14 protein-coding genes are annotated in these 21,754 nt (G+C 41.0%); 8 read left to right on the plus strand and 6 right to left on the minus strand.

Going from position 1 to position 21,754, the window contains the following annotated elements; genetic code table 11:
- Nucleotides 1–302 precede the first annotated feature (302 nt).
- Entirely contained in the window at nucleotides 303–1,574 is a 1,272-nt protein-coding gene (locus J8M00_RS02280) for an O-acetylhomoserine aminocarboxypropyltransferase/cysteine synthase family protein (protein ID WP_211008745.1), read from the minus strand.
- Nucleotides 1,575–1,924: 350 nt separating this feature from the next.
- Here J8M00_RS02280 and J8M00_RS02285 point away from each other — a divergent pair, with 350 nt between their 5' ends.
- Nucleotides 1,925–2,380: a hypothetical protein gene (locus J8M00_RS02285; RefSeq protein WP_211008746.1), complete on the plus strand. Its 456-nt coding sequence runs from the start codon at nucleotides 1,925–1,927 to the stop codon at nucleotides 2,378–2,380.
- A gap of 9 nt (nucleotides 2,381–2,389) precedes the next feature.
- Nucleotides 2,390–2,836 carry a hypothetical protein gene (locus J8M00_RS02290; protein ID WP_211008747.1) on the plus strand — a complete coding sequence of 149 codons (447 nt, stop codon included), beginning with the start codon at nucleotides 2,390–2,392 and terminating at the stop codon, nucleotides 2,834–2,836.
- A 100-nt stretch (nucleotides 2,837–2,936) separates the two neighbouring features.
- Here the strand turns inward: J8M00_RS02290 and J8M00_RS02295 are convergent, their stop codons facing one another.
- On the minus strand, nucleotides 2,937–3,875 hold the full coding sequence (locus J8M00_RS02295) for a hypothetical protein (protein ID WP_211008748.1): 939 nt from the start codon (nucleotides 3,873–3,875) through the stop codon (nucleotides 2,937–2,939).
- Nucleotides 3,876–4,620: 745 nt separating this feature from the next.
- Entirely contained in the window at nucleotides 4,621–5,019 is a 399-nt protein-coding gene (locus J8M00_RS02300) for a hypothetical protein (RefSeq protein WP_211008749.1), read from the minus strand.
- A gap of 663 nt (nucleotides 5,020–5,682) precedes the next feature.
- On the opposite strand from J8M00_RS02300, the gene J8M00_RS02305 reads away from it, so the two are divergent.
- The gene (locus J8M00_RS02305; protein WP_211008750.1) at nucleotides 5,683–6,012 is read left to right on the plus strand and encodes a hypothetical protein; all 330 of its coding nucleotides are present in this window, start codon (nucleotides 5,683–5,685) and stop codon (nucleotides 6,010–6,012) included.
- Between the two features lie 324 nt (nucleotides 6,013–6,336).
- On the opposite strand, the gene J8M00_RS02310 is transcribed toward J8M00_RS02305, so the two are convergent.
- On the minus strand, nucleotides 6,337–8,232 hold the full coding sequence (locus J8M00_RS02310; protein ID WP_211008751.1) for a di-heme oxidoredictase family protein: 1,896 nt from the start codon (nucleotides 8,230–8,232) through the stop codon (nucleotides 6,337–6,339).
- Nucleotides 8,233–8,691: 459 nt separating this feature from the next.
- Here J8M00_RS02310 and J8M00_RS02315 point away from each other — a divergent pair, with 459 nt between their 5' ends.
- The 5 genes from J8M00_RS02315 to J8M00_RS02335 all read left to right on the plus strand — a co-directional run bounded on the left by J8M00_RS02315 (nucleotide 8,692) and on the right by J8M00_RS02335 (nucleotide 15,705).
- Complete coding sequence (locus tag J8M00_RS02315; protein ID WP_211008752.1) at nucleotides 8,692–9,699, plus strand: ferritin-like protein; 1,008 nt, start codon at nucleotides 8,692–8,694, stop codon at nucleotides 9,697–9,699.
- Between the two features lie 11 nt (nucleotides 9,700–9,710).
- Entirely contained in the window at nucleotides 9,711–11,867 is a 2,157-nt protein-coding gene (locus tag J8M00_RS02320) for a LodA/GoxA family CTQ-dependent oxidase (protein WP_211008753.1), read from the plus strand.
- A 9-nt stretch (nucleotides 11,868–11,876) separates the two neighbouring features.
- Nucleotides 11,877–12,998 carry an NAD(P)/FAD-dependent oxidoreductase gene (locus tag J8M00_RS02325; protein ID WP_211008754.1) on the plus strand — a complete coding sequence of 374 codons (1,122 nt, stop codon included), beginning with the start codon at nucleotides 11,877–11,879 and terminating at the stop codon, nucleotides 12,996–12,998.
- Nucleotides 12,999–13,162: 164 nt separating this feature from the next.
- The gene (amt, locus tag J8M00_RS02330; protein WP_211008755.1) at nucleotides 13,163–15,070 is read left to right on the plus strand and encodes an ammonium transporter; all 1,908 of its coding nucleotides are present in this window, start codon (nucleotides 13,163–13,165) and stop codon (nucleotides 15,068–15,070) included.
- Nucleotides 15,071–15,471: 401 nt separating this feature from the next.
- Nucleotides 15,472–15,705 (plus strand): hypothetical protein, encoded by a 234-nt coding sequence (locus J8M00_RS02335; RefSeq protein WP_211008756.1) that lies wholly within the window; start codon nucleotides 15,472–15,474, stop codon nucleotides 15,703–15,705.
- A 299-nt stretch (nucleotides 15,706–16,004) separates the two neighbouring features.
- Here J8M00_RS02335 and J8M00_RS02340 read toward each other — a convergent pair whose 3' ends face one another.
- The gene (locus tag J8M00_RS02340; RefSeq protein WP_211008757.1) at nucleotides 16,005–17,339 is read right to left on the minus strand and encodes a glycosyl hydrolase family 28-related protein; all 1,335 of its coding nucleotides are present in this window, start codon (nucleotides 17,337–17,339) and stop codon (nucleotides 16,005–16,007) included.
- Between the two features lie 425 nt (nucleotides 17,340–17,764).
- Nucleotides 17,765–21,055, minus strand: a complete 3,291-nt coding sequence (locus tag J8M00_RS02345) for a TonB-dependent receptor (RefSeq protein WP_211008758.1) — start codon at nucleotides 21,053–21,055, stop codon at nucleotides 17,765–17,767.
- Between the last annotated feature and the right edge of the window lie 699 nt (nucleotides 21,056–21,754).

A 21,754-nucleotide genomic window follows, 5' to 3' on the forward strand; every position in this document is an offset into this window, starting at 1 on the left:
ATATAAAATGGTTGGGGCGCGTGGCATCTACATTTTGTTTGTAATTAGACAAAAGTGTTACATGTGTCTTAGTTAAGGTTAAAGTTAACGCGGCTAGTTTATTTCTATGGCACGGAAAGTAATAGTCAGTTTGGTAGACACCTGTAGCTAGGCGTATGTAATCACGTTAACCTAAGCCCTAATATTTAATCAACAACCAGCAAATTCTGGGGCTGCAGAGCCATTTTAAAAAGGTTTTGCTAGGCTGAACCAATTAAACTGATTCAGCCCAACCTTACAAATCACTATCAATTGTTGTGTTACTAAGCCTTGTCCAATGCTTGAGCAACATCTTCAATAATATCATCGATATGCTCAATACCAACCGAGATACGAACTAGATCTTCGCTTACACCAGCCGAAGCAAGTTCCGCTTGGTTTAGCTGTCTATGTGTTGTGGATGCTGGATGACACGCCAATGACTTTGCATCACCAATATTAACTAAACGAAGGATCATATTGAGTGCATCAATGAACTTTGAGCATGCTTCCATACCACCTTTAATTCCAAAACTGAGTATACCTGACGCTTTGCCACTTGTTATCTTATGGCAATTCTCGTTATCCGGGCTGTCATTGAGCGCAGCGTAGTTTACCCATTCTACTTTTGGGTGGCACTTTAAAAACGCGGCGAGCTTTTCTGCATTTTCACAGTGGCGATCCATCCTTAAGCCCAATGTTTCAAGCCCTTGGAGAATTTGAAAGGCATTCATTGGCGACAATGCTGCTCCGGTGTTTCTTAGAGGCGCAACGCGACAGCGTCCAATATAAGCTGCCGCGCCAAAAGCTTCAGTGTAAACCACGCCGTGGTATGATGGGTCTGGTTCGTTCAAAACTGCAAAACGCTCCTTATTGGCAATCCAGTCAAACTTACCAGAGTCAACGATGATACCGCCAATTGACGTGCCGTGACCACCAATGTATTTCGTTAAAGAGTGTACGACAATATCCGCCCCAAGTTCAAACGGGCGGCATAGATAGGGCGTTGCGACAGTATTGTCAACTATCACAGGTACGCCGTGTTTATGTGCTATTTTTGCTAAACGGCAAATATCCACAATGTTGCCCGCAGGATTGCCGATAGACTCACAAAAAATAGCTTTAGTGTTTCTATCTATCGCAGCTTCAAACCCATCAAAATCATCATACGAAACCATTTTGACCTCTATACCTTGCCTAGGTAAGGTATGGGCAAATAAATTGTAGGTACCGCCGTACAATTGACTGGTGCTGACAATATTGTCACCAACTTTTGTAAGGCATTGAAGCGCATAGGTAATGGCTGCCATACCAGATGAGACAGCTAAAGCGCCTATACCACCTTCCATTGCAGCAACACGTTTTTCCAATACATCATTCGTTGGATTCATAATGCGGGTATAAATATTGCCTGGTACCGCAAGGTTAAAAAGGTCAGCGCCATGCTCGGTGTTATCAAAGGTGTATGAAGTCGTTTGGTAAATAGGAACGGCAGCAGACTTAGTTGTTTGCTCTGATGTATAACCTTCATGTAACGCAATAGACTCTAATTTCACAAGATTCTCCCTAAAAAGTGCATAAAAAGCCCTGCTATTGCGCCCTCAACGCTGAAATCCTCATCATGTAGGGCGCAACAAGTTTATTTATAGATTTAATTAGAGAGAATGTAGCATACTTTTTATTCAATTAAGTAATTAAGAGAGTAGATATACGTAAGATAAAAGTAGCAGAATACTTTAGTTAGGTTAAATAACTCAGATTTTGGTGGTGTAGAGGTTTTTTTGATAGGGGCGCTCGTATTTCAATAATATTAATTTGACAAAATTACAAGGATTTACAATGCAGCTAGACTTATATCCTATTAAAGATGTACCCTTTGCATCTATTTTAATCTGAAGGTAAAGGAATGAAACGTTTATTTGCATTATTGGGTGGGGCTGTTTTGTCATACTCGTCTATATCGAGCGCAGCACCAACGCCATTTGAATACAAACATCACCCCAAGGCTGTTTCTGAAAAGAGAATGCGAGCGGTCTATAGTCTTATTCAACACTCAAGTGACAACCAGCACAAAGTAAGGTGGGCTATTCTAAATGCAATGTCACAAACAAGAGGACCAGCTTGGCTTCTTGAAGGTGAAGGGGATGGGTACATCCTTGCTCGTTGGGACTACAAAGGGCACGCCATCATTCATCGTATCGAGTACAACGACAAAGCGGTGCAAATAAAATATGATGGTGGCGTACATGACTACAAATGTAAGTTACTCGTGGATGGATATTGCTATAATACCCACCGTAGATATTATAAGTATAACATCTCGCTTGTTGAGCAACTTCGTAAAGAATTAAGTGAACTTTAAAGGATTGTCATGTTAAAATATTTAATAATAATTTCTTCACTGCTCGTGACAAGTCCTGTTGTAATGGCTAAAGGCGATCTGAATTTACGCTCAGTTAGCGGCAACAACTATACCTTTTATAATGACCCATTTAAACTTGCTGATTATGTAAAAGAACCAAAAAAAGCAGCTGAAAGAGGGATCAATAAAGCACAATGGAAGATAAAAGAAAGCGGTGAGGGTTTTATCAAGGCTGAGCTAGATTATAAAGGCTACCTTCTTCGTTCAATGATATTTTATAATGACAAAGAGATTAGCTTTGAGCATGTAAGTGCCGAAAGAAATGATTGTGCTGGCAAAAGATCTTGTCAACTTAAACAACGACACGTCGACAGGTGGAGACTTAATTTACGTCGTCAAATAGCTTTAGAGCTCACCAAACTAGCTAAACAGAATGCAATTTCGTTGAGCAATTAGACCAAAAGCTTTGCGCTTAATAGCAATATGGAAGGCGTTAAACACGCCTTCCTCTCAATATTAAGCTTGTCTGCTGTGAATTAGACAATAAATACAAGGGTTAAACTGAGCAGGTACCGTGTGGTGTAGACTCTATCTTACTTTTTGCATCGCTCGCCTCCTGTACTAAACAGTCTTGGTGTGCATTTTGAATCGAATCTGTAAAAAATTGATAGGCTTTTTCATCGATTAGGTTAACCTCTCGGAGAATACTCATTGCTAAGGTTAACTCTTTTAAAAAAGCTTTTTTACGAGCCAATATCACGGTATTTTTACCATCTTCACCTTCTTTATCGAAACCTTGCCCCAACTCTGAATTTACAATGAGCCCAGTCGGGCTTATAAAGGTTGAAATAACAACCATGATTTCACCAAAGTGACTGGTTGCTTTTCCAAAGTCATTTAACTGGCTGATTTTAATATCAGACTGCACTCTCGAATGATTCAGTACTGGGGCAGAGGCTGACATCGAAAAGTTTTCTACTTTTTCGTGAGAGTTGTTTGGAAATGTTCTTTCATACATCTTGCCCTGATTTATCGTCACTTTGGCAGCAAATTCTTTAGAATAACTAGCATACTGCATGAGTAAATGATCGACATGATCACCAAATAGGTTTTTATGACCGATGTAGAAAGCGAGTGTTTCTTTTTTTTGTGCTAAGTTATATTGCTTGTGCGAGACTTCTAATTGGGCTTGCATCTTAAGGCCGCGCCAATATAGCCCAACTAAAGAGGTTAGGGCGATGAATAGCGTGAATACCCCAATTGGCAAAGAAAAGGTTTCGTGAACACCTGTCCAGTTTTCAAGCTTAGTTGGGTCATAGTGTAGCTGATCCCATGTAAAGATACATTGAATGACTAAGGTTAACAGCGGAACAACCAAGGTACTTACTAGTAGCCAATGAAATATCCGGCCCAACCTTACAATTAACATTCTGTCGTCATAGCTTTGTATTTCTGCACCTTTTATATTAGTGCTTTGAAACCATTTACTAAACAATTCCTTTCTCCCATTTTTGTGTGAAACCCACTCAATTGAATGATGTTACTGCATGTTAATTGTTTGGCCAAATTTATGTTTTAGGTTTGATAGTATGTAAATAAAGTCGCGAAAATAGGTAAGAACCGCGAAAAGAGGTGAGCTGTGAATATCGAATAATAAAATAGATAAAGAATTCTGTTAACGTACTGGTGCACATAGTAAATGGCGCTATAGCTTTTGTATATGGCAATAGGGCAAATCGACCCCGAATTGTTTTAGATGAAGAATATCTACATATTGTTACTTTCAATGATACGCGTAGCGTGTTTTTAAAGTGCAATAAAAAAGAGGATGCAAGCCGCTGAGAAGAAGCCAGAAACAATAAACCGAGATGCTTCTATTGAGGAGCCCAAAATAGCGGTGACAGGTAATGAGGCTGAGCAAGGAAGAAGATCAAAGGTTGCGCTTTAAGTCTCGTTTTTCAATGGAGTTTATAAAAAACGGAATTGACAGCAATATAATTAACGCGATCACCACGTTCAAGTTACATCCATCAAAGAGAGAAGATGTTGACAAATGTGAGAGTGCTTGACACGTCGAACAAGAGCAAATTTAATTATGTAATACTGGACTCTAATACCACCGTAGTTATAAAAGAGTTGCGTTTTCACTGACACCTACTGTTTAGATGTTAGAGAGTCATTTTGCTTTTAGTAGTTACGCAACAACTAAAAGTTGCTGCGCTTGTATATTAACTAGTTGGCTACCTTTGTATTAGATGAGGCTCTAGATTAGTTTGTATAACCTCTCTGACGGTTGCCCCGCCAATACTTGCACAGGTTTGTCCGTCACGCAGATATAGCTTGGCAGCTTCCCCCCTTACAACCGGGCGGACAAAACGCCATGGGAAAAATCCAAATCTTTGCGAACCAACATAATTAACCACAGCATTGGCGTTCACTGCGTTTGCTTTTCTTGCAAGGTGCGGCAAAATATCTGAGACACTACCATATGTTCCTTTTCCATATTTAATTTTATGAATTTTCTCAAATGATACATCTGAAGATGGCTCGCCTGTGATTAAACATATATCAAGAGAGTCATCAGCGATTACTGTAGTTGACGCAAGTATTGATAATCCGATTAAGCTTTTTTTTATCATGAATTGATACCTAATGACCTTTCCATTAAAGGGGAGACAGTAAAAGTGGGATTTTATATCGTTTGTGTGTTATTCGAAATAATTGAACAGCATAATTTATTGATTTAATTTCCAAATGGGTAATAAACAAACGCTTTGTTCGGAAAGTGCACTTGTATGTTTGTATTGACGGCAACTGAAAGCACAATTTTAGAACTAATTAACTTGAGGCTATGAAGACTACAAGAAGAATTAACATGATGCCTTCGTTAATTTGTAGTTAGAATTGAATGGGTGTTCTCAATAGAGGAGCTTCTTCTGAAGGTTAAAGTGTGGACTATTCATGATGGCAATCGTACGGAAATGACTAGTGAGCTGGGTTGATGCCAAGAACTATCGCTGTATCTTTCCACGCATGATGCGACCAAAAAGTTAAAACGGTAAGCGAATTTAACGCAGTGCTGTGAATTACTAGCATAAACTTAAAACGCTACTAACTATTCTCACTATTTTTAAACTTGGCTTTTCTTTATAAGCTCGTATTATATTTTTTATTTCTTCTCTTGCTGAGGCGTTATTAAATGAATTTATTTATTTTTAGTTGCCATTAATTTCTTTATGAAAATCAATTTTGATTTTTATCTCTTTGTGGATATAATCTCCCTTTTTTGAGGGGGTATGTATATGAGATTATTAATTGTGCTATTGGCACTATATAGTGGGTTGAGTTTTGCGACACCGAGTCACACTGGGAAAATAACATCTATATTATCTGGGCCAGTGTATGGTGACAAATTATTTATAAAGGTTGAAGGTTCACTAATCAAAAAATCTTCTTGCCATACAAATACAAATTTTGACTATGTGTTAGATACTTCTACTGCTTCTGGTGAGCGGTATATGAGCATGATCCTGACCGCATATGCGTCAGGAAGAAGCGTAACTATCACAGGTTACGATGGGTGTTCTATTTACACCGGCGTAACTAACTTTAGGTCAATCAGCTTAAAGTAATGATATAGGCAAGTAAATCGCCTTGATTTAGTGGCTATTTTTATTAGCCACTAAATGTTTTCAATCAACATAAGCAAGCGTTACAAAAAGAGCGTACTAAAAAAAGTATTTAATAAACACTTTATTAAAGTTAGACGAAGCTATGTTTTTTAACCTAGCTTTATCGATTACGTGTAATGTATCTTAAACCATCTGGATCGCCTTTTATCAACGTAATGCTATATGTGTATGTACAATTCATTCACGAGCCCTTGTACTTACAAAGTGAGGCACAGGGTCTAATCTGACCTCACTTTGCTTCTGCAATACTCACTAATTGCGTGTCTACTTATTAACGTACTGTATTTCGGAGACACCGTCTTGTATGGGGAGTCTAAGGCTCTCTAAAAATTCAATGAGTTCTTGTTGCTCGTTCGCTGATAGATTGTTGAAGTTGATGAATTCTTTTTTCGCCTCACTACCCTCGGCACCGTGCAACTGTATGGCTTCCAATAAAGTCCTCGCTCGACCATCGTGCATGTAAGGAGCTGTGTCACCAACTCCCCAAAGTGGACGTGTCACATAGACACCTGGTTGAGCAGCATACCCCTCAGTATCCGTTGGCTGTGGATAATTATCAGACAGTTTTTTACCCATAAAATGGAGTTTCAAGTCACTGTATAAAGGTACTGAAGTTGTAGCCCCGTTTTTGCTAATTAACCTAGGCCACACATAATCAGGGACTTGGTTGTGCGCATATCCAGTGAGATTCAAATCTATTTGATAGTTACCTTCGGCTAAATGTTTGACGTTAGTGGTGTGAAGGTGTGGCAATGCGGTTTGATACAGTTTTTCAGGGGTGATTAGCTCATTAGAACGAGTCAATGCTAATACTGACTGGTTTTGAAATGCATGTTTGACTTGTAGTTTAGCTTCTTTTGCGGCGCCTGAAAGTTGATCTGCTGGGTTGATCAGTTGTGCTACTTCCGGAGGGCATGCTTTATCGTCAGGCACATCAGGGGGGGTCATTATAGTCAGTGTCGGATTGTCCATTGTCAAAGTTGAAGTGTGGCAGTTTATACAGCCGACCTGCTCAAAGAGTGCTTTGCCTGGTAGTTTTTGTGCACCTTTGTCGTTGTTAGCTAGCTGAATAGGTGGCCTAAACATACTGACATATGCCGTAAGAGCGGTCACGTTACCTACTGTGATCTCATTAATAAGACCATCTAAATCACAATCCTTGTTGCCGACTTTCTCAACAGCCTGCACACTGAAGTGAAAATCTAATGCATCACGGGCAAAATGTCTGACTGTGGAGGAAATTCCACCCCATTGGAACGGGCGAACAACAAAGTCTTTCTGCACGCCCACAACTTCTAAAGTATTTTCATCGCAGTTATCAATTCCGCCCTTTGCACAGGTCACTGAGTAACGACCGAATTTAATGCCTTTTGATGTCAATTGAATACTCTGAGTGTTGTTTCGATACAATAGAGCAACCATTTTGGTGGCTTCTACTTGTGCTTGTAATTCGGTTGTCATTTCTGTCGCTAACCGCTGGGTATAACCCGAACCGAATACATGAGGAGGATTGCGTACAAACTTGGTCATTACAGCTTTGTTTTTTGGATCTGTCCCCAGTAGTTGATAGAGCTCCTCTGGAAACTGGTCATTAATAAAAGCATTACTGGCTACAGCAGCTGAGCCTCCTTGTGCCGCTGGCTTTCTAACCTGAGCGATTGTTTTAGCGCCATTTGGAGTGTATTGACCAATGGTGTTGTGGCATTCAAAACAGCTTTGTGAATCAAGACCATTCACTCTTAAAAATGGCCACGCTGCAGGGTCTTTATCGGTACCACCACGGTTATTCCATATATACCTTTGCTTAGATCTTGGTCCCTTTGCGCCTTCACCATGGCCATTGGCAGGGTCAAAAGGAACATTAAACTGGTTTTGTCCAGCCTCTAGTAATTCATTTAGGGAATATCCACCTGCCAGCAGCGTATCTTGATCAATACTCGGAACGCGCTGTGGGGTCTCACTTCCGCCTTTTGGGAAAGCGACGTAGAGATCCGGTGAAATTTTACGTATCCCAGAATTCGAAAATTGAAATATATTCGACTCTTTAGGCTTCTCTTGATTGGTAAATACGTTGCAGCCAACGACAGTGCTTACTAATGCAACAGAAATTGCACCCAGCTTTAGCGTGACCCTTGATGTGTTTAGACGGTGTTTCATCATAGTCTCTTGCTCTTTGTGTCTCAAATCAAACCATTCTTGCTAAGAACAGCCCCATTCAAGCGTATCGCACCGCCTGATTTAAGGTATTACATCCTGTTACATCAAATCAGTCAGCAGGTGTAATAAAGTGTAAGGTTAATTGGCTGGCATTTTGATAGATCGGATCTAAGGTTTCGGTGAGGTAAGTAGCAATCGAGGGGCGCGTATCTACTTTACTCGATACAATTTTGGCTAAATTGGTGTCACTCAACAAGTATGCTATTTGTTGTTTCGTGTGTTGTTTGAACAGTCATTTTTGATCTTGTCAACGTAGTTCGCTCCTCATTTACTCCTTATGTACCGTCAAAGTTTGTTCGTAAAGTTACGCTCGATGCCTATAGAGTTTGTATTGCTCCATAGATGCGACTGGGGATGGCATTAAGTGGGTTTGCGACAAGCTAAACCCATAAAGGAATTATCATGATAAAACTTGTCAATGCTTCGCCCTTGCTGAAGGCAAAAAAGCTCATTAAACCCAAAAAAGTGACCCGAGATGACCTCTGGACATTGAAGGCTCTGCACGAGCACCTCCAGTGGGCGGTTGATGTTGAACTGTATACAATCCCGTTTTATATGGCGGCAATGTATTCGATAAAGGATCAGTCAACCGAAGCTGGGCGACTTATTAAGTCTATCGTTAATCAAGAAATGCTGCATATGCAAAGTGCCGCCAACATCGCCAATGCCTATGGTACAGAACTTCAAATATGTGCCCCAATGTATGGAGGAGAGATCCCACATCTAGACTTTGATTTAGATACACCTAACCCCAAAGATATTTACTACCCTTATTCAACAGCCATTGGTGCTTTTGATATTCAAAGATTAAATACCATGTGTATCATTGAGTATCCGGATTGGTCAGTGCCTGATAGCAAACAGGTATCCGATGAGTATGGTTCAATTGGTGAGCTGTATAGTGCAATAGCAAACGGTTGCCATCAATTAAGAGAATGTATTCAAGGTAACCATAAACAAGTTAATCATTTTGAGCGCTTCTATCCAGATACGCAGTTGACTATTACTGAGTCTCATGAGCAGGGACTACCTCAAGTGAATAACCTAATCGATCTGATCGTCGATCAAGGGGAGGGTGTTGCCAAGGATGCACAATATGTCCCCCCTGAATATCAGAACCGTGTTGATGACGTTCAGCCAACGTGGGATCACTATGAGAAGTTCACTTATATGCTCAAGCAGCCGCTACCAGAAACATTTGCAATAGAACCCTATGGCGAGCGGCAGAAAAAGTTACAGGAAATCCAACTGTCTCACTTCAATGAGTTCCTGTTGATTATGAATGAAACATTCACCACAGGTAACACGCCCAAAGACTTTGCCACTGTGATGTACAAAAATGGCGCGGCGATATCTGCATGTTGGCAAAACGGTGTACTACCCGTTTTTTCGATGTCCAATGAATCATAAGGAACATGAGTATGTCTAAAACAATATTTAGAGTTCATCCAGCTATAGGCATTGCACGTGTTGGTAACAGTGAAGAATATTACCTTGCACCAGAGTCTATCGCAGCGTTGCCTCAACCAGGAAAGCCTGAAGATAAAACAACGGGCGGACTGCCGCTCGACCCAGACACTGGAGAAGTCATAAAAAGTAGCCAGCTGAGAGATCAACAAGGTGCATTTAAGCGACAAGCTGCGCGTTTCAGAGTCTTTGCATATAGCGACCTTGATAAGCCAAGCTACCCCGAACAGGGTGCTGAACAAGAAGTGACGATAGGGTCTCAGATCCAAGGGAAGACGGTTAAAAATATTAAATGGTGTGTGCACTTAGCCAATAAAAAATCGGCATGGTTTGTCAACGACGATGATCATGGTGTTGTTGCTTATGAAAACGGAAACTTTCCGGTATTAAGAAATTTACCTGAAGGCTTAGACCCATACAATGAGAGCCGTTTACGCCGCTTGGTAATTGATGCAGGGCCCAGAGTGGTCGATCAAAACAGTGACCTTGCACAGTTTGACAGCAAAAGCCACACACAGGCTGCATATTTAAAAGGCACAGAAACAGTCAGTGTTGCGGATTATCCATTTTCCTTTCCTTATATGCACTTTGACCATTTAGATATTCCAAAAAAGGGCGAAGACACCAAACGATGTACCGGAAAGCCACTTCAAAAAAGTAGAGAGGCAAGGGGGATAACCAGCTTAGGAAACATGCTAACAGACAGTTGCGGTAGGCTAATCGTGGCGGGTGGGTATGGTAAAGCTGTTGGCTGGCGGTTAGACAACAAAGATAACCCTGTCCCTATCGATGGGCCGGTTAATAATGATCAATGGTTTGATGACACATCAGACGGCCCAGTTACAGCTGTGATTGAGTTTGAAGATGGCTCTTGCGAAGAAGTATTTGGCGGCTGGGTCGTTGTGACAGATCCGAGTTATGCGCCTCAAACGTTAAACGTAGTATCACTTTTTGACGAAGCGTATGACACATTTGTGAGAAAGCTAAACTTGCAACCTGACGTGTTTTGCAATGGTCGCTTTAACCCAGAGTACAAACCTGCATTTGATGACCATATACGGCCTATTTTTAAAGCGACAGGGCAGCAACTTTGGAATGCCTATCTTCCGGAAATTGCGATACAAGCACATAAATCTGTGGATGAGATCACCGCTAGCGATGATCCCGACACGACAATTCTTGCTGGTTTAGCCTATATCCGCCAACCTAATCCCGGTACTGAGGCGACGTGGCGATCGCAGTCAATTGACGAAGGTGCACCACTCATGCCGTTATCGCTCGGGGATTCGAGCGAAGCGGGAGGAAAGCCGTTTTTGACGCCAACGGTCACGCAATACCAGTTCTTACATAGTTGGTCGAATCACAATTATGTAGACAGCAATGCACAAAAGTTAGGTGAAGGAGAGTATCTCGACCGAGCTACATTGCAAAACTGTCTGGGGGGTCGGTTTAGCCCTGGAATCGATATGACATGGATAATTAGAGAAACAGCCATGTATCAGGATTGGCAAACTGGCGCAGGTCCATTTCGGATAAAGCATAAACTACTTAACTATGCTGCGATAAATAATGCCAACACAGCGTTTTTAGGGTTAGGTTGGATACCAAGACACGAAGATGTGGAGCATTTAGGTTTGGAGCCAGGTGACGCGACTAAATTTATGGCGTTGCCTTGGCATGCCGATTACAACTCTTGTGCAATTCACCAAACGTCTCCCAACGACTTGAATTCAGAAACCCTTTATTGGTCTTGGCCAGCCCAGCGTCCTGTAACCGTATATGTTGCGCATGACTATGATATTAATGCCAAAGATCTACCTGCACAGCGTTACTCCGTTAGAGGAAAAGGAACTTACCCGCTGGAGAATACGCCAACTGATAAACATGATTTAGCCAATGCTGGTCGCTTTTGGGAATACCGAGAAATGTTGACTAAATGGGATGATATTGGCGTTGTTGTTCAAGGAACTGTCATTGACGATGGCAGGGAGTATTCAGAGCATGTTTATCTCGAAGTCGAAAGTATGCTGCATGGAGATGAGCCTGAGTTAGCAGCGCCTAAGCCATGGCCTTTGTTAGGTGGTAGCGGTACTGCGACTCGCAAGAAGTAAGGAGAGATCATGCGCGATTTTTGTTTCGAGGTTGCCATTATTGGTGGCGGTCCTGCTGGTACAGCAACAGGGATCGCGCTTAAGAACTTGGGCATTGATAGTGTTTTTATTGTTGAAGCAGGCACCTATTCAAAGCCTAAAATAGGAGAGAGTATTCCGCCAAATACCCAAACTCTGTTCCAGCGTTTGAATATATTTGATGCTTTCTCTTCGCAACATCATGAACCGTGTTTAGGTAGTTATTCGTGCTGGGGAAGCACCCAATTGGGATTTAATGACAACTTATTTAATCCTTACGGAGCAGGCTGGCATTTAGATCGACGCCGATTTGATTTGTTTATGGCTCGACAATTTAAAGCCTTGTCTGGCGCTCTAGTCGACAACACACGGTTTAGCAATTTATCTGTCATGAAAAATGACCTATACCCCATCAAGCTGTCATTTGAGAACCACCCTGATGTTTGTTGCCGTTTTGTTGTAGATGCAACGGGGCAGTCCGCAAAAGTTGCGAGAAAGTTTGGTGCAGCGGTGAGTATGCAAGATTTAATGGTGAGTTTTGCTGCGTATTTTGACTGTCAAGACACCCACTTGAATGAGAATAAGCTGACCCTGTTAGAGGCGGTTGAGCAAGGTTGGTGGTATTGTGCTTCAATACCCAACAATTTACAGGTTGTTAGCTTGACCACGGATATTGCGGTGGCAAAAAAGCTCAAGTTAAAACAGCCTGAAAACTGGTATTCATTACTCAAACATAGCAAACATATCAACAATCGAATTGAAGGTTCAGCGTTCCCTAATCGACTAAATAGTTGGAAAACACCCTCTAGTTTATTGAGCCCTCCTGCTGGAAACGGATGGCTTGCAGTGGGCGATGCTGCTGCTTGCTATGATCCAATTAGCTCTCAAGGTATATACAAAGCACTTGCAAATGGCCTACAGGCAGCTAAGGCTATTGCGCTTTGGTTAAATAGCGACGCCAATGGGCTGACGGAGTATCGCAATAAAGTCGTCAAAGACTTTGTCAATTACCTTGAGCAAAGGGACTATTTCTATGGGCAGGAACAACGTTGGCTGGAAGCCGAGTTTTGGGTAAAACGGCGCGCTTATCTTGCTGGGTTAAAATATGGATAGGTAACATGTGGGTAAACGCGAAGTTCTGAACTATCGTTCATGCACAATTTGCACAAAATCAGGTCTAGCTAGACTGTTTAATAACAGAATTGTGAGCTTGTGTGGAGAAATATAAGGAGCTTGTCTAAGCTCGTTATACGAGTCACCAAACGTTTGGGGTATCTTTGCTAAATATTGAGATCGACCCACATACGATATCTATTACGTGGACGTTGCTTTGCACCGCGCTTGTGCTGCTAATGCAGCCTGGGTTTACTTGCTTAGAAAGTGGATTGGTTCGAAGCAAAAACAACATTAACGTCGCTTTGAAAAACGTTGCAGATTTTTGCATTAGCGGCGTTTGCTTTTGGTTAGTCGGGTATGGGTTGATGTATGGCGCGAGTGCAAGTGGGTTCTTCGGTACCAATCAATTTGCCTTGGATAGCTATGACAACCCCTCAATCTTAGCGTATTTCTTATTCCAAATGATGTTTTGTGGCACTGCGGCGACTATTTTATCGGGTGCAGTGGCAGAGAGAATGCGATTTTCCGGTTACATTATCTGCTCTTTTTTAACCGCAACAGCATTATTTCCTATCGTTGGCCATTGGATTTGGCATGGTAAACATTTCGAACAGGCACCAATGGGATGGCTTATTGAGCTTGGCTTTATCGATTTCGCTGGCGCAACCGTTGTTCATTCTGTTGGTGGGTGGATAGCTTTAATTGCACTTGTTGTTGTGGGGCCTAGGTTAGGGCGGTTTACTAGAGAAGGTGAACCAAAAGAAATGTATTGCCAAAACTTACCTCTGTCAGCGCTGGGGACTTTTTTACTTTTTATTGGGTGGTTTGGGTTTAATGGAGGTAGCATACATACACCTAGCACTGAGTTGGCTCGGGTGTTTTCAAATACAGCTCTTTCAGCATGTGCAGGTGGTGTGAGTGCACTACTATTGTCTTGGAATTTACATTCTATGCAAGGAATACGTTATGTATTGAACGGACTACTTGCTGGGCTGGTGGCAATATCTGCCAGTGCAGATTTAGTAAATTTACCTTCGGCGATTGTTATTGGTGCAATCTCTGGCTGTATTAGCGTATTGCTTGGCGATCTATTAGAGAAGTTTAAAATAGACGATGTTGTAAGTGCAGTACCAGTTCATTTGGGAGGCGGTATTTGGGGTACTGTCGCAGTGGCATTGTTTGTGCCATTGGAAAAACTAAAGCTAGACACTCACTCAGAGCAGCTTATCGTGCAGTTGATAGGGGTCGCGGCGTGCGCTATCTGGGTTTGCTCCATAGGTTTAGTTTTTTTGTGGTTAGTAAATAAAGTACACCCTCTGCGGGTCTCCGCTCAGACGGAAACGATAGGCTTGAACTTTGGCGAACATGGCATGAAAGATGAGCTGATAGACTTAATGGAGCAATTCGACAACATCGCTAAAAATGAGAATACACCCCAGCATCTTAACGTTGAACATGGGTCAAACAACGCGTCGTTATGCATGACTTACAATTACCTATTAGATCATACGAGTAGGCATTTTAAGGCGCGAGAGGAAGAGTTACTACGCCTTGCAAGTTTGGATCCTTTAACTGGGATAGCTAATCGCCGCGTCTATGAAAATGTGCTTTCGGAGACTTTGGAAAAAAGTAAAAAGTCGAGTTTAGATTTTTGCCTTTTAGTGATCGATGTAGATAATTTTAAACAATATAACGACCACTATGGTCATCAACTTGGAGACTATTGCTTACAAAATGTTTGTCAGGCGTTGTCGAGCAAGTTAACGGTAAAAAATGGCTTACTTGCGCGAATAGGCGGGGAGGAGTTTGCCATTATTCTTCCAAACACAAGTCAAAAAGCGGCACAAAGTTTAGCTGAAAAAATACGTAAAGCGGTCAGTGCACTTAAAATACCACACTGTGCAGGACAAGGTGAATTTGTCACCGTTAGTATTGGAGGAGCCCGTTGGAGCCATACAAATGAAGTAAATCTTCAAACTTTATTTGATGACGCAGACATGGCCCTGTTTCAAGCCAAAAGTAATGGTCGAAACCAAGTGCGATTTAGTGGTCAAGCAGAGACAAGTTGATCCCATTTATTACGCATTGCTATTTATCTAAACAATTCAAATTTATATATTTCAATACATTCCGACGGAGTTTTGGAGAACGTCTAAAAAGTCCTCTTTGGATACGTGTATCTACACTCAGTTTCTGAAATGGGTATTCCAATATAAACAGAGCTTTAGGTGTTTTATCTTTAAATGAGCAACTTGGTATATGTTTGTTTGACAGTAAGATATACACGTAAACGAGACGTCAATAAAGGTTATTTTAGCGAATTGCTTAACATTAAGCTTGGCTCAAAGTTTACCCGCTTTGTAGGAGATTTAGCGCACTATTAAAAGAAACATAATTGTGACAAGCTTCTTTACATTTTGTAAATTTAGGTATAAAAAATAGATGCTAATCTATAAAAGGAGAATAATTAATGAAATTAGCATCTTTATTTCTGAGTGCGGCAATTACACTCGGCGCTGCAGCACCTGTGTCTGCGAAGTCAGTTACCGACTTCGCGTATTATCATGTAGGCTGCTATGCGACAAGTTCTGGCGATATGATGTGGTATGAAATTGCGGATACAAGCTCTCAGATAAGAAGCATTATCCAAAGGTGTACCGCAGAGGGAGGCCAATTTAGAATTCAAAAAATATACTACAGATAGTTTCTTAGCGTATATAGAGTGAATTAGTACAACTTAATAAGCTCCCGCTCGGGGCTTATTATTTTTCGTTAAGTTGAACCTCAATAGTATAGTGATACAAATGTGTTATTCAATTGAGCCTGCTTGAATGAAGGATCGAAAGTTGGGGGTAAGCGGGGGATGAAATTAACCCGTTTGTGGGAATTGTTTCACTGCAATTTGGGGGATATAGAAAACTGCTGTATTTCAAGGTGGTATAATCAGTTTTATTGCTTACTGAAGGTGAGCCAATAAGCTCACCCACAGATTCACACAAATGTTTAGTGAAGCCTTTCGATAGTAACTTTACCACCGCTTAAGCCATTGCCGCCATTGTAGGCTAATTGTGCGTAGAGTCGACCACCTTCAACTTTAAGCTTTACACGGCCAACTCCTGAGTTATGCACGATTTTGCCATAACGACTTACGCCATTCCAATTGAATATAGTGTACTCCTCCAAAACGGGCTCGTAGCCATCTCGGATCCCGGTAACGGTGACTCTGTAAGTACTATTGAGAGAGACTGCGACACTGCTAGGAAGCGCAACCCAGCTGCTGTTGGCAGGTAGGCTAATACCAGCGGTTTGTTTACTGGAGTAAACCGATTGAGCATCGATACTTGGAGTGCCTCCCACTGCCGCAACGTGCCCAGTTAAGTTTGTATTTTTCAGGATTACGCTGTGAGTCCACCAGTCTTGACCTGTCATACCTTTGACATTAATTACACCACCATTTTCGGCGTCTATAACAGCGTACGCTCGATCGCTGCTTTTACCACCTTGGGCAAACACGCCGTTAATATCCAATGTTCTGGAGTTTTTCACTTTAAATACTGTCTTTACACCTTCGGCATAAAAGTTACTTATTTGGTTATTCCATGTTCTATGATCTGCAGGTCCATAGATCTCGATACCAACTCGTGAGTTTTGTACCGTAGAGTTTGCAATGTCGCTGCCCATCGCTGCTAACTTTATGCCAGTATCTGACTTTTCTACATATACATTGTCAAAGATGTTGACGTTATTAAACCAGCCATTTGGTTCTGTATTCCAATAAGCTGGCGCTTCACCATTACCATGTAAATGAATACCAAGGTTTACATTGGCGATAAATAAATCTTCGAAGCGACTCCATATTACCCACTTGCCATTAATACCCGTATTGAACCCGGATATATCTAGTTTTGAGAAATTTGATCTATAACTTGCAAACGGAATGTCGATTGCAGTGCCTTTTTTATAACCTGCTGTTTGAGACAGAGATAAATTATGTAATTCCACACCGTGTGCTACTTTAAATAAAGCTATGTCAGCGGAAGTTTCTAATTTTGATAAGTTACGTTTCTCACCATATATTTTAATTCTAGAGTTATGATTTCCTTTGCGCTGGGTTACATCAAGTGTATTTGAAACTTTGAAAGTACCCGCAGGAATATATACGCTTTTGTTATTTTCTACAGCATAATTTATAGCAGCTTGAATTTGAACTGTATCGTCAATATTGTCATTTGCAATTGCACCGAAACGGCTATCTGTAATTGATATTACACTAGCATCAAAAGCAAATGCGGAAGAAGATAACAAGCTTAACAAGAATATTGAGTTGCGTTGGTTCATTGTAGTCCTTTTATTGAAGTTTTAATTTTCTCGTAGATAGTACACTATTTTTATAATTAATATAGAGGTGTTGTTAATATAGTTTAAATATTAATATTTTAATGCAAATGAGTTTTAAGTGATTTATATTTTCTTGTTTTAATTATAATCAGGTTAAGGTTGTGGTGCTTAACCCGCTGTAGGGGTTGTCTTTATTTTAAAATTAGGTTAGAGAGGGTGTGTGGTTATAAATAAAAAATTATGTTGATTAAAATCCCGGCTAATTAAATTTTATAGCCAATTTATCTATAAGTAAACAGTTGCCTTACTGGTAGATTAAATATTAATCTACCATAGAGCACACCTAAGAATAAGTGATATACCATATAAATAAAAATGGCCAACAATTGTTGGCCATCATAAAGTTATGTAGTTAGTTTCAACTATTAAAATGTATAGCGGATACCAACTTTAGCTTGCCAAGCTGACGAGCCTTTATCAATTTGAGAGTAGTTACGAACATCAGAGCCTTTGTAACGCTCATCTATCACAAGCTGACCATTTTCTAAACCACCAAAGTCATACAGTTTTTGGTCACTGTGGCTAAGCTTCTTCTCGATACCCCAGTCGCTATTAAGTAGGTTTGCAAAGTTTTCGATCATGAAATAGATCTCGCCTTTGTGCTCTTTATAGAAACCTGGAATTTCTTGTTTAAAGCTGACATCCATAGTTGTAACCCAAGGTTGAGTACCCGTATTTCTGTCAAGGATCTGACCGCGCTCAGAAATGCCTGCACGGTTAAGAAGTGCCTCTAGCTGCTCCCAGTTGAGGCCAGATTCATCCCAATTTACTTTTGGATCGTTGGCACCAGTTGGAATGTAAGCTAGGTATGCTGACGTGCGGTTAAAGTCGCGTGTATCACCAAAGTCGCTGTCATTGTATGAACCCATTGTGTAGCTGAATGGGCGGCCTGAACGACGTTCGAAGAAAACATTGAACTTAGATGCATAGCCATCAATAAATTCTGTTTGGTAACGAAGGTTCAGCTTGAAGCTGTGCTCAACTTCATAGTGACCACGACCGACTAGGTCAACATTACGACTGTGTGTAGTTGTATGCTTGTAGTTTCCATCTGCTTGCGATGCGCCGCCAGGCACGATGTCTTCAACGTCTTGGTTTGTGTAGCTTGCAGAGATATATAGGCCGTTTTCAAACTCTTTCGCAATTGCTGTTGAGATGATGATTGATTTGGCTTCAAGATCAGAGTTGGTCATCATGATATCGTAGTTATCACGCAGATCACCTGAGTAAATGCTGTCGTAGATTACACGACCTGTTGCAGAGCGAACAATGTTTCCACTTTCATCTAACTGGGGCTTGATAGATGTGTTGCGCCATACTGCTTCGTCTTGTTTATTTTGGTATGCAATTTCCGCAGACCATTTAAAGCCATCACCTAGTAGTTCTGAATCGAACTCATATTCAAAACCTACTTGCGCACGAATACTTGAAGGCAACTCAAAGTTTGGATCAGTATATGCCGTGCTGCCAGTACCTGGTTTTAAAGAATCTTGGATCCCTTGAGGTACTTTTGTAATATCCACCTGTTCAACGTCAGCAAAGTGTGCGTTGATTGCAGCTTGCGTCGCAGCTACTTGTGTGTAACCGTCTTTTTGGAAAGGGTTGTTAAACCAAACATTTGGAATACCACCTTGGAAACGGCCAATACCACCGTTGATAGTCAAGGCGTCAGTCGCATAGTATTTGAATCCGATACGAGGCAGGATGATATCTGCGCCATCTAGGTTTTCTTGGTTTGTGTAGCCATAAGTATTCTGGAATGCTGCGTTAAGTCTTGGCTCATCGCTTGAAGCCAAACGCTCATAACGAACACCCGCAGTGATTTCTAGGTCATCAGTTAGATAGAACTTGTCTTCAATATATAATGCGATCTGTTCACGAGTTGCGTCATAAGCAAGGTCATTTACGTTATTAGTGTATGCATTAGTATATGAGAACTGATAATCTTCAACTTCGGTTCTTCTGTCTTTAATAACGTGCAGCTTCTTATTTGCAAAGTCTTCAAGGCTACCAAATGTCCAAGTACCCATTGAGCCTTCACCGAAAACATTATATAGACGTTTACTTTCTAGTTGCGCACCAAAGTTGATTTCGTGGTCGCCCATGAAGTATGTAGCATCGAATGTCAGCGCGAAAGTCTCAGTTTCACTTTTGTTTGCGTGACGGTATCTGTCACGGCCAAACTCAAATGATTCACCTCTACCACCGTCGATAAATACTTCAATCGAGCCTAAATCAGAGTTTGTGATACTGTCATTGGTAACATTTTTGTACGCTAAACCGATTTCTGTTGAGAATTCATCAGACCAATCAGAATATAGCTTGGTTGCAAAGTTGTCGAACTTAGTTGTGTACTCATATCGGCTAGACGCCATGCTTAGTGAGTTACCACCAGTTGCAAAACCTCTGTCGTCTTTTTCATCTTGCCATTGGTAAGTGAAATCGGCGCGGTGTAAATCACTAATATTCCAGCTCAGTTTTACTAGTAAGCTTTCACTCTTATCTTCTGGATTGCCGCCTAGTTCATCTTGAATACCGTAAGTGTTGTTTAGCGTGTTAACAAATGTGTTGTAATCAGATTCAGTGATATCGAATTCATGTGCAGTACCTGAACCGTCAAAGCCGTAATCCATGTCCATCTCTTGCTTCCAAGAGTTGTAGTTCACAAAATAGAACAGTTCGTCTTTGACAATTGCGCCACCAGTACTGAAGCCCATGCGAGACTCAGTTTCGATAGGATCTGTACTAGAAATCTCAAACGTTTTATGGCCATTCTCATCAAGAATGCTCGAGCCTGCGCGGTGAATCGTTTCACCATTCGCATCTTTTACATCTTCTTTGTATTTAGCTTCAGAAATATTGTCTAGTTTACCTGTCAGGCTAGGCGTACTGGTTTCATAAAAACCAGTAAACGTGTAATCATTTGAGCCAGACTTAGTAACCGCGTTAATGGTACCGCCACCAAAGTTACCTTTTTTCGCAGAAAACGGAGATGTATCTACTGAGATTTGCTCAACAGCATCTAGAGCAACAGGAGGTTGTGAAGTAGGGTAGCCACCGAAGTTCAAGCCAAAATCATCATTTTGACCAATACCGTCTACAGTTAAACTGTTTGTTCTTGGGTTATTACCAGCAATGGTCAGTTCGCCGTTACCGTTAATGCTTGCCATTGGATTTAGGCGCGCAACATCTTTAATATCGTTGTTAAAGCTAGGGACATTATTGATTGCATCTTCACCAAATACGCTACTTGATCCGCCAGCCTGTTGTACCAACTTATAACCACTTACTTCAATTTTTTCAATGGTTTGTAGAGGCTTTAATTGATTGCTGATTCTGTGCGTGTCGCCCAATTGAAGGAAGATATTGTCAAGCTCTGCATCTAGGTATTTGTCAGAGTCCAGCACTACGCGGTAAGGACCGCCTACGCGTAAGCCTTTGGCAATAAAAGCACCCGCTTCATTGGTAGTAAATGTGCTGATAGTGCCAGTTGGTTCGTGAATAACTGTAACTTTAACATTAGCTGCCGCATCTCCGTTAGGTGTGGTGATTTTACCACGCATTGCAGACGATGTATCAGAAGCGAATGCGCTTGCTGATACGCCAATAGCTAATGCTAAGGCGCCGGCCACTTTAGTTAAGCGAACGTTTTTCATTGTGTTGTTTCCCGTGTGTTTTGTATTTAAAAATTAATAAGGTCAAATACTTGAATCTCAGCTCAATGCATATTTGACTTAAACAAACTGCCCCTTCGAACGACTTTATTTCTCACACCAAAACATGGTTAGATTCTAAGCTAGGACTAACCTTGAGAGTTGATGCAGTAAAGTACAATCGATAGGAATTACTAACTAGAAGTTGATGCTATTGCCAAAGGGCATTGTGATTACGATGGTTTAATATCGGCGAGTTTACCAAGCGGATTGTTGAATCACTCAAAAGTTCGTCGACCAAAGTCATTTTTTGAGCTTGTAACAGCATTGTGTGTTGAATTACCACGTTTTAGTTTATCCAAATCATCGTTAAAAAAGGTTTTTGACGTTGTTAAGCACGAAATAGAGTTTCCATAGGACATTCATCCTGTGTACTTAAAACAATGTGTTTTATTCTTCTCTTTTACTTAAGCTATAGTCCTATGCGCTAGCAGCGCAATTGAGAAGAACCCTTTGGATTTTTGCAATTGTTGAGGCGCATTATAGCGCAATGTTTATTAACTTATCAAAGATATTACTACTCAATGGAATAAATATTGCACAAAAGGAGAGGTGGTTTTACCCCAAAGGATAAAGTTGCTGTATAGGTAATCAGTAGTTGGTTTGAAATATGCGCAATGTAGAGTTTTTTACTGATTGAGT

The organism is Pseudoalteromonas luteoviolacea (assembly GCF_018100925.1).
GTDB lineage: Bacteria > Pseudomonadota > Gammaproteobacteria > Enterobacterales > Alteromonadaceae > Pseudoalteromonas > Pseudoalteromonas obscura.